This is a genomic window from Methylobacterium phyllostachyos (genome assembly GCF_900103445.1).
In the GTDB taxonomy this organism is placed as follows: Bacteria; Pseudomonadota; Alphaproteobacteria; order Rhizobiales; family Beijerinckiaceae; genus Methylobacterium; species Methylobacterium phyllostachyos.
In genome coordinates, this window is record NZ_FNHS01000009.1 from 257,205 (window position 1) to 269,719 (window position 12,515).

14 protein-coding genes are annotated in these 12,515 nt (G+C 69.4%); 4 read left to right on the forward strand and 10 right to left on the reverse strand.

Annotated elements, in window-relative coordinates; all coding sequences use genetic code 11:
• Positions 1 to 56 precede the first annotated feature (56 nt).
• The 3 genes from BLQ49_RS16430 to BLQ49_RS16440 form a co-directional block, all read right to left on the reverse strand.
• Complete coding sequence (locus tag BLQ49_RS16430) at positions 57 to 1,403, reverse strand: ATP-binding response regulator (protein WP_091717460.1); 1,347 nt, start codon at positions 1,401 to 1,403, stop codon at positions 57 to 59.
• On the reverse strand, positions 1,400 to 2,590 hold the full coding sequence (locus BLQ49_RS16435) for an FIST signal transduction protein (RefSeq protein WP_244507628.1): 1,191 nt from the start codon (positions 2,588 to 2,590) through the stop codon (positions 1,400 to 1,402). Before BLQ49_RS16435 ends, BLQ49_RS16430 begins: the two co-directional genes overlap by 4 nt.
• A gap of 152 nt (positions 2,591 to 2,742) precedes the next feature.
• The gene (locus BLQ49_RS16440) at positions 2,743 to 3,321 is read right to left on the reverse strand and encodes a c-type cytochrome, methanol metabolism-related (RefSeq protein WP_091717464.1); all 579 of its coding nucleotides are present in this window, start codon (positions 3,319 to 3,321) and stop codon (positions 2,743 to 2,745) included.
• Positions 3,322 to 3,573: 252 nt separating this feature from the next.
• Between BLQ49_RS16440 and BLQ49_RS16445 the strand changes: the two genes are divergently transcribed.
• Together BLQ49_RS16445 and BLQ49_RS16450 are read left to right on the forward strand one after the other, a co-directional pair.
• Positions 3,574 to 4,251, forward strand: coding sequence for a transglutaminase-like cysteine peptidase (locus tag BLQ49_RS16445; RefSeq protein WP_208859072.1), 678 nt, complete (start codon positions 3,574 to 3,576; stop codon positions 4,249 to 4,251).
• Positions 4,252 to 4,405: 154 nt separating this feature from the next.
• Positions 4,406 to 4,732: a hypothetical protein gene (locus BLQ49_RS16450; RefSeq protein WP_091717468.1), complete on the forward strand. Its 327-nt coding sequence runs from the start codon at positions 4,406 to 4,408 to the stop codon at positions 4,730 to 4,732.
• A 66-nt stretch (positions 4,733 to 4,798) separates the two neighbouring features.
• Here the strand turns inward: BLQ49_RS16450 and BLQ49_RS29050 are convergent, their stop codons facing one another.
• The 5 genes from BLQ49_RS29050 to BLQ49_RS16470 all read right to left on the reverse strand — a co-directional run bounded on the left by BLQ49_RS29050 (position 4,799) and on the right by BLQ49_RS16470 (position 8,148).
• Positions 4,799 to 5,242 (reverse strand): hypothetical protein, encoded by a 444-nt coding sequence (locus BLQ49_RS29050; protein ID WP_143012270.1) that lies wholly within the window; start codon positions 5,240 to 5,242, stop codon positions 4,799 to 4,801.
• A 149-nt stretch (positions 5,243 to 5,391) separates the two neighbouring features.
• Entirely contained in the window at positions 5,392 to 5,874 is a 483-nt protein-coding gene (locus BLQ49_RS16455) for an arsenate-mycothiol transferase ArsC (protein WP_091717470.1), read from the reverse strand.
• A gap of 23 nt (positions 5,875 to 5,897) precedes the next feature.
• Complete coding sequence (locus BLQ49_RS16460) at positions 5,898 to 6,380, reverse strand: UPF0262 family protein (protein WP_091717584.1); 483 nt, start codon at positions 6,378 to 6,380, stop codon at positions 5,898 to 5,900.
• Positions 6,381 to 6,390: 10 nt separating this feature from the next.
• Complete coding sequence (hisD, locus tag BLQ49_RS16465) at positions 6,391 to 7,686, reverse strand: histidinol dehydrogenase (protein WP_091717472.1); 1,296 nt, start codon at positions 7,684 to 7,686, stop codon at positions 6,391 to 6,393.
• Between the two features lie 12 nt (positions 7,687 to 7,698).
• On the reverse strand, positions 7,699 to 8,148 hold the full coding sequence (locus BLQ49_RS16470) for a DUF2948 family protein (RefSeq protein WP_091717474.1): 450 nt from the start codon (positions 8,146 to 8,148) through the stop codon (positions 7,699 to 7,701).
• A 180-nt stretch (positions 8,149 to 8,328) separates the two neighbouring features.
• Between BLQ49_RS16470 and BLQ49_RS16475 the strand changes: the two genes are divergently transcribed.
• Positions 8,329 to 8,742, forward strand: a complete 414-nt coding sequence (locus BLQ49_RS16475; protein WP_091717476.1) for a hypothetical protein — start codon at positions 8,329 to 8,331, stop codon at positions 8,740 to 8,742.
• Positions 8,743 to 8,746: 4 nt separating this feature from the next.
• On the opposite strand, the gene BLQ49_RS16480 is transcribed toward BLQ49_RS16475, so the two are convergent.
• The gene (locus tag BLQ49_RS16480; protein ID WP_143012271.1) at positions 8,747 to 9,013 is read right to left on the reverse strand and encodes a transcriptional regulator; all 267 of its coding nucleotides are present in this window, start codon (positions 9,011 to 9,013) and stop codon (positions 8,747 to 8,749) included.
• 94 nt (positions 9,014 to 9,107) lie between these two features.
• Positions 9,108 to 10,397, reverse strand: a complete 1,290-nt coding sequence (gene murA, locus BLQ49_RS16485) for a UDP-N-acetylglucosamine 1-carboxyvinyltransferase (RefSeq protein WP_091717480.1) — start codon at positions 10,395 to 10,397, stop codon at positions 9,108 to 9,110.
• Positions 10,398 to 10,976: 579 nt separating this feature from the next.
• On the opposite strand from murA, the gene hemA reads away from it, so the two are divergent.
• Positions 10,977 to 12,272 carry a 5-aminolevulinate synthase gene (gene hemA, locus BLQ49_RS16495; RefSeq protein ID WP_091717484.1) on the forward strand — a complete coding sequence of 432 codons (1,296 nt, stop codon included), beginning with the start codon at positions 10,977 to 10,979 and terminating at the stop codon, positions 12,270 to 12,272.
• The last annotated feature ends 243 nt before the right edge of the window (positions 12,273 to 12,515 follow it).

Here is a 12,515-nt window from a genome sequence, read left to right on the forward strand (position 1 = left end):
TCGAGGGGCGCGGTGTGTTCTATGTCACGGCGCGGAGGGATTTGTTCTGAAGCCGCTCAAGCCAGCATGTAGGTCAGCAGAGCGCGTAGCTGCGCCGGCTTGATCGGCTTGCGCACGAGTTCGGCCCCGTCCGCCGCGACCCGCTCCTCGACCGCGGCGGAATGGTCGGCGGTGGTCACGATCACCGGGAGCGGCTCCACGCGCCGCCCACGCAGGTAGGCGGCGACGTCGAGCCCGCAGGCGCCGTCGTCGAGATGGTAGTCGAGCACGAGGATATCCGGCGGCGCGGCCCCCGCCGCGACGGCGTCCCGCACCCCGGCGAGATTGCGGAACGTCGAGACCCGGGCATCCCAGTTCTGGAGGAGGCGGGCGAGGGCGTCGGCCGTGGAGGCATCGTTCTCGACCACGAGGACGTGCGCTCCCGACAGGCGGGTCGCCACCGGCGTGGGCGGTGCAGCGGCGGCCGGGACCGCGCTCAGCGGCAGGGCCAACGTGACCCGCGTGCCGTGGCCCGGCCGGGAGGCGAGGGTCAGGGGATGGTCGAGCGCCTGGGCCATGCGGCGCACGATCGACAGCCCAAGGCCCAGGCCCGGCTCCTCGCCGTTGCTCGACCGGGCACCGCCGCGGAAGAACTCGTCGAACACGAGGGCGCATTCCTCGGCGGCGATGCCGCAGCCCGTATCGGTCACCTCAATGGAGACACCGCCGGCGCGGCGCCGGGCGGCGAGCACGATGCCGCCCGTGCCGGTGTAGCGAACCGCGTTCGAGACGAGGTTCTGCAGGATGCGCTGGAGCAGCACCGGATCGCTGGTGACGGTGAGATCGGGGCAGCGTACGGCGAGCCGCAGGCCCTTGCGCTCGGCAAACGGCTTGAAGCTCTCGGCGAGTTCGGCCAGCAGATCGGGCAGGAAGACCGGCTGCAGAAGCGGGCGGACGATACCGGCGTCGAGCTTGGAAATGTCCAAGAGCGTCTTGATCAGGTCCTCGATGGTCTGCAGGCCCCGCTCCACCTGGCCGGCGATGGCGCGGGCCTCCGGCGGCACGTCGAGGTCGGCCAACGCCGAGATCGACAGGCGGGCGGCGTTCACGGGCTGCAGCAGGTCGTGGCTCGCGGCAGCCAGGAAGCGGGTCTTGGAGCGATTTGCGGTCTCGGCCTCCTCCTTGGCGGCGGCCAGCGCCTCGTTGGAGCGCTCCAGCCGGTGCATCAGCCCGGTCAACTCCTCGGTGCGGGTGCGGACCCGCCCCTCCAGCATGATCGCGGTCTGGAACAGCGAGTAGGCGCTGCCCCGCTGGTCCATGGTGCGCTCGACATGGGACATCAGCGCGGCGTTGATCCGCTCGAGCTTCTCGATCCGCCGGCGCAGGGACGCGTCGGTCTCCAGCCCGTTCGGATGCAGGCTCACGACGCGACCGGAGCCCCATCCGGCACAGCCAGACTCTTGCCGATCGCGATGCCCGTGAACGTCTGGTTCAGGTGCATCGCCCGGTACTGCTCGCCAAAAGTCTCGAACCCGACGACGTTGTAACGGCGGTAGAGGTCGGTGATGCCGTGGCGGACCTGCCGGCTCTCGGCGTCGAGACGGCGCAGCACGCATTCGAAGCCGATGATCAGATCGACGCCGCCGAGCTGCGCGTCGAGGCGAGACAGCTCCGCCCGGGTCGAGGCGACGATGTCGCGGGGCTCGGCCAGCGTCAGCACCACGCCCTCATCGACCGCGCAGAAGAAGCTGAGCGAGCCATCCTCGTTCATCCGCCGGATCGAGCGGCAGAAATACTCGCCACCGACCTTCACGGCGAGCGGATAGGCGGCGAAGCTCATCGGCGACAGATTTTCGGGATCGAGGCCGATCGCCATGGCGTATTCCCGGGCCGCCGGTTCGGCGTTCAACTCCTGAACCTCGCGCCGCTCCCCGTCCGAAGCCGTGACCACGAACTTGGTTTGTGTCGGCTCGAAATTGTCGCTCTTGAAGATCTCCACGGAAAAGTCGGTCTCGACCAGCACCAGCACCGCCGCCTTGCGGTGGATCCGGCCGCCATGGAGCAGCACCGCATCCCGGAAGCGCAGGTCGTCGCCGGCCGAGCCGCCGACGATCGGGATGCCGTCGAGCGCCCAGGCGATGGCCGAGACCACGGTTTCCTCAGCGTTGGCGAGGCCGTCGATCAGCGACAGGGCGAAGCGGCGGCCGGCTGCAGTCGGGTCGCCGTCGCGGCAGGGGTCGAGCGGATCGAGGGTCCGGCGCAGGGCCCGCACGGCCGAGGCGGTTCGCTCCACATCGAGATGATCGATGGCGTCGAGGATCGTGGAGACGATGCGGAAGCGTTCGGCCGGGAACGCGATGACCACGAGGCCGCGGTCGAGGCCGCCGGCCGGGGCGATGCCCCCCGACATCGAGCAGCCGGAGACCGGCACGCCGGGGAACCACGCCTCCAGCTCACGGGCCAGCACCGCGGCGTCGTAATCGGCCGAGAAGAACACGACGATCTGGGAGAGGTGGGCTTCACGGATCGCCCGGGCGACGTCCGCGACCGCGTCGGCGGCCGAGGCCGCCTCCGTCCAGGCCGTCCAGATGCCGCACAGATGGCGGCGCACACCCGATCCCTGAGCCACGTCTCACCCCCTGCGGACCCCCTCGGCGGGCTTGCTGCCCGCTCTTCAGTGTCTCGGGGTGAGTATGTCGTGCGCAATCAATCCGCGCAACGGGGGTGTTCTGCCGTCCGATCCGGGATGTGCCGGGCCGGGCCTCACTTCATGCAGGCATCCTCGGCCTTCTCGAAGGCGGCGGGCTTGGGCTCGTGCTCCGGGGGACGGTTGCGGCCCAGCGCGCCGTCCGAGCGGGCGCGCAGGTATGTGTAGATGTCCGGCATGTAGCACATGACGTTCCGGTTATCCCCGAAGGCCGGCATCACCAGTTCCTGCGAGGCGTTCACGTCCTTCTTGCCGCCGACGATGATGCCGGCGAAATGCGCATAGTCCATGCCCTTGAGCGCATCGACCAGGGACGGCGCGTAGGTCGAGCCCATGCCGTCCGGCCCGTGGCAGACGATGCAGTTGGCGTTGTACCGAAGGTAGCCCGACATCGTGTACCAATCGACCTTCTTGCCGTTATCCGTGATGTGGTAGGTCGGGTCACCGTTCTTGTCCGTGTACTGGCCGTCTTGGACCTTGGCGGGCTGGGTTGGACCTTCGCTCTTCAGGTCCGCCGCGCCTGAAGCGGTGGCCGCCGGTGTGGCGGGGGGCGCCGCTCGGGCGGGGATTGTCGAGAGCGAGCCTGCCGCAAGTCCGGCCAGGATAAGTCCGGTCACTCTGTCCGCGCACCGCATCGGCGTTCCTCCTGCCGCCCACAGGCGCTGTCGCGCGGGTGCGGTGAGACCATAACGGCGCCCGGGCGCATCGGGCCCGCGACGGTCACATCACGATTTCGCGCTGTCGCCCGGACCCTACGGTGGCCCAAGCGGACCGGTCGGCTTATCCGCGTTGCGCACAGCATTAACCTTTTGTTAATCGGCGGATTGCCGCCGGGCCGCCGGCGTGAGAGCTTTCGTTAACGAGAGCTTAACGGTTGAGACACGGCGATGCGGTTCGCGGTTTCCAAGGTGCAGGGACTGGTCTCGGGCCCCGCATCGCGTCGGCTCTCCCGCCGTCGCGATGCGGCGTTCGGTCTGGCGCTCGCCTTCCTGGGCTTCGCGGCTCCGGCGCAGGCCCAGACGCTGGCCAGCCTGCCCGCAGAGGTCGGTGCCCGGTTGCAGGGCGACGCGAAGCCGATCGCGGCGTGGGTGACGTTCTGCCAGAGCTACGCGGCCGAGTGCGCGGTCGACCGCACCGAGCCGGCCCGCATCAGCCTCACCCCCGCCACCTGGGCGACGATCGTGTCGGTCAACCGCCGGGTCAACAAGGCGGTCGAGCCGATGACCGATCAGGAGCACCTGCACGTGCCCGACCGCTGGGATCTGGCCGAGGACGGCATCGGCGATTGCGAGGACTTCCAGTTGCTCAAGCGCCACCTGCTGGCCGAGGCCGGCCTGCCGCGCCGCGCCATGCGCATGACCGTGGTGATCGACGAGAAGGGCGAGGGCCACGCCGTGCTCACCCTGATCACCGACCGGGGTGATCTGGTGCTCGACAACAAGACCAACACGATCCTGCCCTGGCACAAGACCGGCTACGTGTTCATCAAGCGCGAGAGCCAGGACGCGGTCGCCTGGGTGTCCCTCGGCGGTGTCACCTCTCCCGTCACCACCGCAAACCGCTGATGGCGGAACCTGCGGGCGACCGCAGCCTGCAACATGCTGGCCGGCGCCTCGCCGCCGTGGCCGGGGCCGAAAGTTTCGCGGTGGAACGGAGGCGTCGTTAACCGGCCGCTAACCTCATCGGAACCACTCTGTCCCGGGACGGAGTGCCTGATCGATGCCGCAAGCCCGCCTCGTCTCGACGACCCCGTTCCTGATGGCCGTGCTTCTCGTTGCGAACGCCTGCCCAGCGCGGGCGGATGGCGAGGCCGCGATGCGTCACGCGGTTTGGCGCGATTGCCTCGCCCGCAATTTCCGGGTTCAGGTTACGTTGACGGCGCGGGATCTGGCTGCAGATGCCGCCTTTCGAGCCTGCCGGGATCCCGAGGCGGCCTATCTCGCGGCACTGACGGGCTCTCCGCTCCTCGATGACGAAGACGTTGCCCGTGCCAGGCCGCTGCTGGCCGGCCGCAACCGCACATGGCTGATCAGCAATCCTGGTTGAGGCAGCCGAGCCGTTTTCGCCCCGACCCCTGCTGAGCGCCCTCAGATGGCCGGAAACGCGCCGCGCTCATATCCCGCAGGCGCAACAGCTCCGAACATTGGCAATCCTCTGCTCGGGCGAATCGTAAGCCGCCTTCCAAGTCCCGTACGCCTGCCAGTGCCGGATCCACTGCCGCACGTAGTGCCGGCCATTCGGCGCAGCGGCCAGTTGGTGGGCGGCCCAGCAATCGGCCAGCTTCATGGATCGTTTGTGGATCGCCAATTGCCCGTAGGCCTGAACGAGATAGAAGTGATCCGCATCCGGAACTTGATTGTTGATAATCTTGGCGCGTGACGGGCAATAGAAAATGCCATCCGACACGACGACTGCGATTTCCCCTCCTGTCATCGAGCAGTTGTTCGTCACTGTGACATCGACAACCTCTCCGAAGGGACTCCATTGCGCAATGGATGAGCCGCCGAGGGATGCGTACAGGAGGCATGCGGCCGTGAAACAACGGAGGATTGTCATGGCGGATACGGCTCATCGCCTCGCGCGAGTTGGGCGGCGATAATGCGCAATCGCGCTTTCCTGACAAGGGGCGCTCAGATGCGGGGCGTCTAACGCGGTGCCGGGGCACCGGTGCTATCGCAGCCCGGGAACATCGGGCCGGGATCCTTCTAGCCCCTCAACCGCGCCTTGATCCGCTGCGTGAGCCCGTCGCGGACATCCCGATAGGCGTCGAGGCGCTGCTCGCGGGAGGCCTCCTGCACCAGAGTCGGGTCGGGGGTCGGCCAGTACTCGACATCCGCCGCGAGGGTGTGGGTGAGGTCCAGGGCCCGGTGATGGGCCTCCGGCGAGAGGGTGATGATCAGGTCGAAGTTCAGCCCCTCCCAGTCCTCCAGCTCCTCGACCGTGCGCGGGCGGTGCCGGCTCGCATCGATTCCGACCTCGTCGAGGGCCGCGATCATGAAGGGATCGGTGGGCTCGCCGGAGCGCACCCCGGCCGATTGCACGTAGGTGGACTTGCCGAAATACGCGCGCGCGATCGCCTCCGCGGCAGCGGAGCGCACGGCGTTGTAGTTGCACATGAACAGGACGGACTGGACCCGCCGTTTCTTGGAGTGGGTCGCGGGTGTGGTCTCGGGGAGAGGCTCCGCCATCGCCGGTCGGCGCCGAAGGCGCCTCAGCCCTTCCAGTGCAGGGCGAAGATCAGGGTGAACAGGCGGCGCGCCGTGTCGTGATCGAGATCAACCTTGCCCTCAAGACGCTGCTTCAAGGTCTCCGACGCCTCGTTGTGTAGGCCCCGCCGGCCCATATCGATCGCCTCGATCTGCGAGGGCGAAGCGGTGCGGATCGCGTTGTAGTAGCTCTCGCAGATCATCTCGTAGTCGCGGATCACCCGCCGGAACGGCGTCAGCGACAGGAGGTGCGTCATCACCGGCTCGCCGTCCACGGTGCTGATCGCAAAGGACAGCTTGTTCTCCACGAGGCCGAGCGTCAGGGCGTAGGGCCCCTCGCGGCCGGGGATGGTGAAGGAATTGTCCTCCAGGATGTCGAACAGCGCGATCGCCCGCTCGTGCTCCTGATCGGGGTTGCCGCGGGCGATGGAGCCTTCGTCGAGGGTCACCCTCGCGAGGCGGTTCGGCCCGCGCTGCTTCTCCGCCATCCCCATCCCCTCACAGGTTCAACCGGATCGCGACGGAGCGGGCATGCCCCTCCAGGCCCTCCGACCGGCCGAGGCTTATCGCCGCCGGGCCGAGCGCCCGCAAGCTCTCCGGCGCGCAGGCGAGAATCGTGGTCCGCTTCATGAAATCCAGCACCCCGAGGCCGGAGGAGAACCGGGCTGAGCGGGCGGTGGGCAGGACGTGGTTGGGGCCGCCGACATAGTCGCCGATCGCCTCCGGCGTGTGCGAGCCGAGGAAGATCGCCCCTGCATTGCGGACCTTGCCGGCCAGTGCCTCGGCATCGTCCGTCTCGATCTCCAGATGCTCGGGGGCGAGTCGGTCGACGAGCGGTACCGCCTCGTCGAAGTTCCGCACCCGCACGATGGCGCCGTAATCGCGCCAGCTCGCCCGGGCGATCTCCTGACGGGGCAGGGTGGTCAGCGCGCGCTCGACCGCGGCCTCGACCGCCTCGGCAAGCTCGGCGCTGTCGGTGATCAGGATCGCCTGGGCGGCCACGTCGTGCTCGGCCTGGGCCAGGAGGTCGGCCGCGATCCAGTCCGGGTTGGCATGGCCGTCGGCCAGGATCAGCACCTCGGAGGGGCCAGCGATCATGTCGATCCCGACCTGCCCGAACACCCGGCGCTTGGCCGCCGCCACCCAGGCATTGCCGGGGCCGACGATCTTGGCGACCGGCGCGATGGTGGCGGTGCCGTAGGCCAAGGCCGCCACCGCCTGGGCGCCGCCGACCCGGTAGACCTCGTGGACGCCGGAGCGTTGCGCAGCGGCCAGCACCAGCGGGTTCATCTGGCCGTCCGGGGTCGGCACGACCATGACAACGCGCGGCACCCCGGCGACCCGGGCCGGCAGCGCGTTCATCAGCACCGAGGACGGGTAGCTCGCCGTCCCGCCCGGCACGTAGAGCCCCACCGATTCCAGCGCCGTCCAGCGCCAGCCGGCGGTGACCCCGAGGGCGTCCGTCGCACGGTGGTCCGTGGGCCGCTGGGCGCGGTGGAAGCCCTCGATCCGCTCCGCGGCGAGGTCCAGGGCGTCGAGGAGATCGCGCGGGCAGGCCTCGACCGCCGCAGCGATCTCCGCCTCGGTCACCCGGAGGCTTCCGGCGGAGAAGTCCGGGCCGAGCCGGTCGAAGCGCTGCGTGTAGCTCACCAAGGCGTCGTCGCCGCGATCAACGACGTCGCGGATGATGCCGCGCACGGCCTCATCCACATCTTCGGCGATCTCACGCTTGACCGTGAGCAACCGCGCGAAATCGGCGGCGAAATGCGGATCGCTGCTGTCGAGCCGGACCATCGGGGTCTCCTCTCAGGCCGCCGTGACGGGGGCCGCGTCCGGCCGGTCGATGTCGTGGCCGGGCCGTGTGGCCGCCTCCCAGACCGGGCCGAGATCCTTCATCCGGACCTCGATGCACTCGACCTCCAGCCGCACCCCCGCACCCCCGGAGAAAACGAGATCGATGATGCCTGAGGGCGTGTCGGTCGGCGTGAAGGTCATGGCGAGGAGGCTCATGGGCATCGCGTCGCCGCGTTGGAGACCACGGGTCTTTGCGGCCAGCACGCGCTCGATATGCAGGCCGGTGAGCCGGCGCCGGGGCGGGACATTGGGCGTCCAGTCGAAGCGCCGCGCGACCATCAGGAACCGCTGCTCGTCGGCGAGAAAGGTGAGGTCCTCCGGCCGAAGGATCGCATCCTGAAGGTGGGCCGAGATCACGGTCAGGTCCTCGGCGTCGAGGGCGGCGAGCCTGAGCAGCTCCATGAACGGGTCCTTGGAAACACGGGGTGCGCGAACGGCTGGGGGCGTGCGGCAGGGCGTAGGTAGCGGCACCGCCCCGTTCGGGCAACGGCCGCAGCCGCGATCGCGATCCGGTTGCGCCACAGGTTCGCGCCAGCCCCGGCGTGCAAGATCGCCCGGCCGACGATTCAAGGCAGGATCGGAATGGGAAAGCGCATCACGCACGTGGCCTTGGCCGCCCTGACGCTGAGCCTCCCGCTCGCCGGCCCGGCGCGCGCGCAGAGGGGGCCGGACGCAAAGATCTACATGTACGGGGAGCCCGGGCCGGGCCGCTACGAGTACGGAGCGCCCAGGCCGCACCATCGGCCCCCGCCGCCGCCCGCGGACGACGATTGGAACCTGCCACCTCCGCCGCCACCTCCGCCCCCGCCCCCGCCGCTCTACGACGGCTACGATCGGCCCCGGGACCGTTGGCGATCCCCAGAGGCGCGCCGGTGGGACGACGCCATCTGCGTCACGTCCCGCGGCACGTGCGCGGCGCCGGCCGGGCTGCCCAATACGCCGTGCGGCTGCGAGATTCCGGGCTTCGGCTACAAGCGCGGCCAGATCGGCGATTGAGCGCTCAGGCGGCGTCGTCTTCCAGGCGATAGGGCGCCGCCAGCGACGCGATCGGCAGGTTGCAGGCTGCGCTGATCGCCGGGATCACGCCGAGCCTCAGCGCATGCTCGCGGTTCAGGATCTCGGACGCGCGCTCACGAAGGGAGCGGCCTATATCGGTGATGGCGAAGTGCAGGATCTCGACCGAGTCGGCCGCGATCCGGACATTCTGCATCTGAGCAGCGAGCAGGCTGAGAAAGACCTCGAACCGATCGCCGTTGGGTCTCCCCACGGCGGAACGCGCGACGGCGTTCACATCCGTAGACCGGCCCGTTCCCATGTTGGGAACAAGCCATATGGCGCCGTCGACCGGGATCAGATCGGGTTCAGGCCCGAACCCGCTCGATCTGCGCGCCGCAGCGGCCGAGCTTGGCCTCCAGCGCCTCGAAGCCGCGGTCGAGGTGGTAGACCCGGTTGATCTGGGTCTCGCCCTCGGCGGCGAGCCCGGCGATCACCAGGGAGACGGAGGCGCGCAGGTCGGTCGCCATCACGGGGGCACCCTTCAGCCGCTCCACGCCCTCGACCACGGCAAGGTCGCCGTCCAGCCGGATCTTGGCGCCGAGGCGGGCCAGTTCCTGCACGTGCATGAACCGGTTCTCGAAGATCGTCTCGCGGATATGCGACTGGCCCTTGGCGAGCGTCATCAGCGCCATGAACTGCGCCTGGAGGTCGGTGGGGAAGCCCGGGTAGGGATCGGTGGTGACGTCGACCGCGGCAATGCCGGCGCCGTTGCGGCGCACCCGGATCCCACCCTCGACCGAGCTGATCTCGGCGCCCGTGGTGGACAGGACGTCGAGGGCCGCGTGCAGCAGGTCGGCGCGTGTATCCTTGAGCACCACGTCGCCGCCCGCCATCGCCACCGCCATGGCGTAGGTGCCGGTCTCGATCCGGTCGGGCAGCACTGCGTGGCGGGCGCCGCCGAGCCGGGCCACACCCTCGATCTCGATATGGGGCGTGCCGGCGCCGCGGATCTTGGCGCCCATCTTGTTCAGGCACTCGGCGAGATCGACCACCTCGGGCTCCCGGGCAGCGTTCTCGATCACCGTGGTGCCGTAGGCCAAAGCTGCGGCCATCAGCGCCACGTGGGTGCCGCCCACCGTGACCTTCGGGAAGGTGATCTCGGCTCCGCGCAGCCCGTTCTTCGTCCGGGCAACCACGTAGCCGGCATCGATGTCGATCTCGGCCCCGAGCTTTTCCAGCGCCATGATCAGCAGGTCGACCGGCCGGGTGCCGATGGCGCAGCCGCCCGGCAGCGAGACCTTCGCCTCGCCGAACCGCGCGAGCAGCGGCGCGATCACCCAGAAGCTCGCCCGCATGGTCGAGACCAGATCGTAGGGCGCGGTGGTGTCGATGATGTTGGAGGCGGTCAGCCGGATTGTCTGTCCGGTCTCAGCCGTCTGCCCCGGGCGCTTGCCCACCACCATGTGGTCGACGCCGTGGTTGCCGAGGATCCGCGTCAGCGCCGCGATGTCGGCGAGGCGCGGCACGTTGATCAGCTCCAGCGTCTCGCCGGTGAGCAGGCTCGCGATCATCAGCGGCAGCGCCGCGTTCTTGGCGCCCGAGATCGGGATGACGCCGTTGAGCGGCACGCCGCCGGTGATGTGGATGCGGTCCATCATATATCCTCGGGCGGCGCACCCCATGGCGCGCGGCCGGCCGTATTCCTCGCGGGCGCTGCAGCGCCCAGGCTTGGCCGTTCCTATAGCCGGGATTTGTCGGAATCTGGACCGCCTGATTCGGACCCGTCTTCGCTCGCCCGATTGGCGTCGGGCGCCGGCTGCACATCGGCGCGGCCGCGGCCCTGTGCCTTCCGGCGGCGTAAATTCTCCCGGAGCGCGGCCTTCAGGCGTGCCACGCGTGCGTCCTGGGCGTCCGTCACCGCGCGACCCTTCGTCGCCGCAAGATCCGGTCGGGTTCGGCGACGGGAGCGGTACCGCTCCGGAAGGACGCGAGGCGAAAATGCAAGGACGACGCACCCTATTGGGACAGCTGGACGCGGCGCAACGCTACCGCGTTCGAGCGGCCCTCTCAACGGATGCAGGGCAGCGATGCCGGAACCTTACCTTGAACCAGTTCCAGATCCGCGCGTATCTTGCGCCCCTCACGCGAAGGACTGACCGAGGCCGGACCTCGATCGCGGGACAGAAGGCGCTCGAGGGCGCCGCCCGCACGGCCGAATACGCGAAGGACGCTCGATGACCGTGACCCGGATGCCCAGCACGACGCTCGCCCCCACGGGATCGACGCGGGCCGGATCCGGATACGAGCGCTATTTCCGCGGTGCGCTCGATCAACTCCACGGCGAGCGACGCTACCGGGTCTTCGCCGATATCGAGCGCATCTCTGGCCGCTTCCCCACCGCCAAGTGGCGCCAGCCGGACGGCAAGACGGCCGAGATCACCGTGTGGTGCTCCAACGATTACCTCGGCATGGGCCAGCACAAGGAGGTGGTGGCCGCCATGACCGAGACCGCGGCCCGCTGCGGTGTCGGCGCGGGCGGCACCCGCAACATCGCCGGCAACAATTCGCCCCTGGTCGATCTGGAGCGCGAGCTCGCCGACCTGCACGGCAAGGAGGCGGGCCTCGTCTTCACCTCGGGCTACGTGTCGAACCAGGCCGGCATCTCGACCATCGCCAAGCTGATCCCGGACTGCCTGATCCTCTCGGATGCCTTCAACCACAACTCGATGATCGAGGGCGTGCGCCACTCGGGCTGCGAGAAGAAGATCTTCCGCCACAACGACCTCCAGCACCTGGAGGCGCTGCTGCGCGAGGCCGGCGACCGGCCCAAGCTGATCGTGTTCGAGTCGGTCTATTCCATGGACGGCGACGTAGCGCCGATCGGCGCGATCTGCGACCTCGCCGACCGCTACGGCGCGATGACCTATCTGGACGAGGTCCACGCGGTCGGCCTCTACGGGGCGCGCGGCGCCGGCATCGCCGAGCGCGACGGGGTGATGCACCGGGTCGACGTGATCGAGGGCACGCTGGCCAAGGGGTTCGGCTGCGTCGGCGGCTACATCACGGCCTCGGCGGCGATCTGCGACGCGGTGCGCAGCTTCGCGCCGGGCTTCATCTTCACGACGGCGCTGCCCCCCGCGGTGGCGGCAGCGGCGCGGGCTTCGGTGCGCTACCTCAAGCGCTCGAGCGCCGAGCGGGAGGCGCACCAGCGCCAGGCGTCGGCCACCAAGGCGGCGCTGAGCGCGGCGGGCCTGCCGGTTCTGGAGACCGAGACCCACATCGTGCCGGTGATGGTGGGCGACGCCGAGCTGTGCAAGGCGGCGGCCGACCACCTGCTGGAGCGTCACGGCATCTATATCCAGCCGATCAACTATCCGACCGTGCCGCGCGGCACCGAGCGCCTGCGGATCACGCCCTCGCCGTTCCACGACGCCGCGCATATCGAGCGCCTGGCGGCTGCGCTGACGGAAACCTGGGAGACGCTGGACCTGCCGCGGGCCGGGACGGTGTTCGTCGAGGCGGCGGAGTAGGTTCACGACGCTCCCCGCGTCTCCCTCCCCTCTGCGGGGGAGGGTGGCCCGCGAAGCGGGTCGGGAGAGGGGAGCGACGGTAAAGAATGAAGCTCTGCCCTGTGTGAAGGCTGCGCCCTATTCGGAAGCGGGGTTCCCCTCTCCCGACCCCTGCTGACGCAGGGGCCACCCTCCCCCGCAGATGGGGGAAGGGGGCGCCACGGTGCCCTCGCGCTCGCATCAGCATCCCTCCCATCCCCCGCC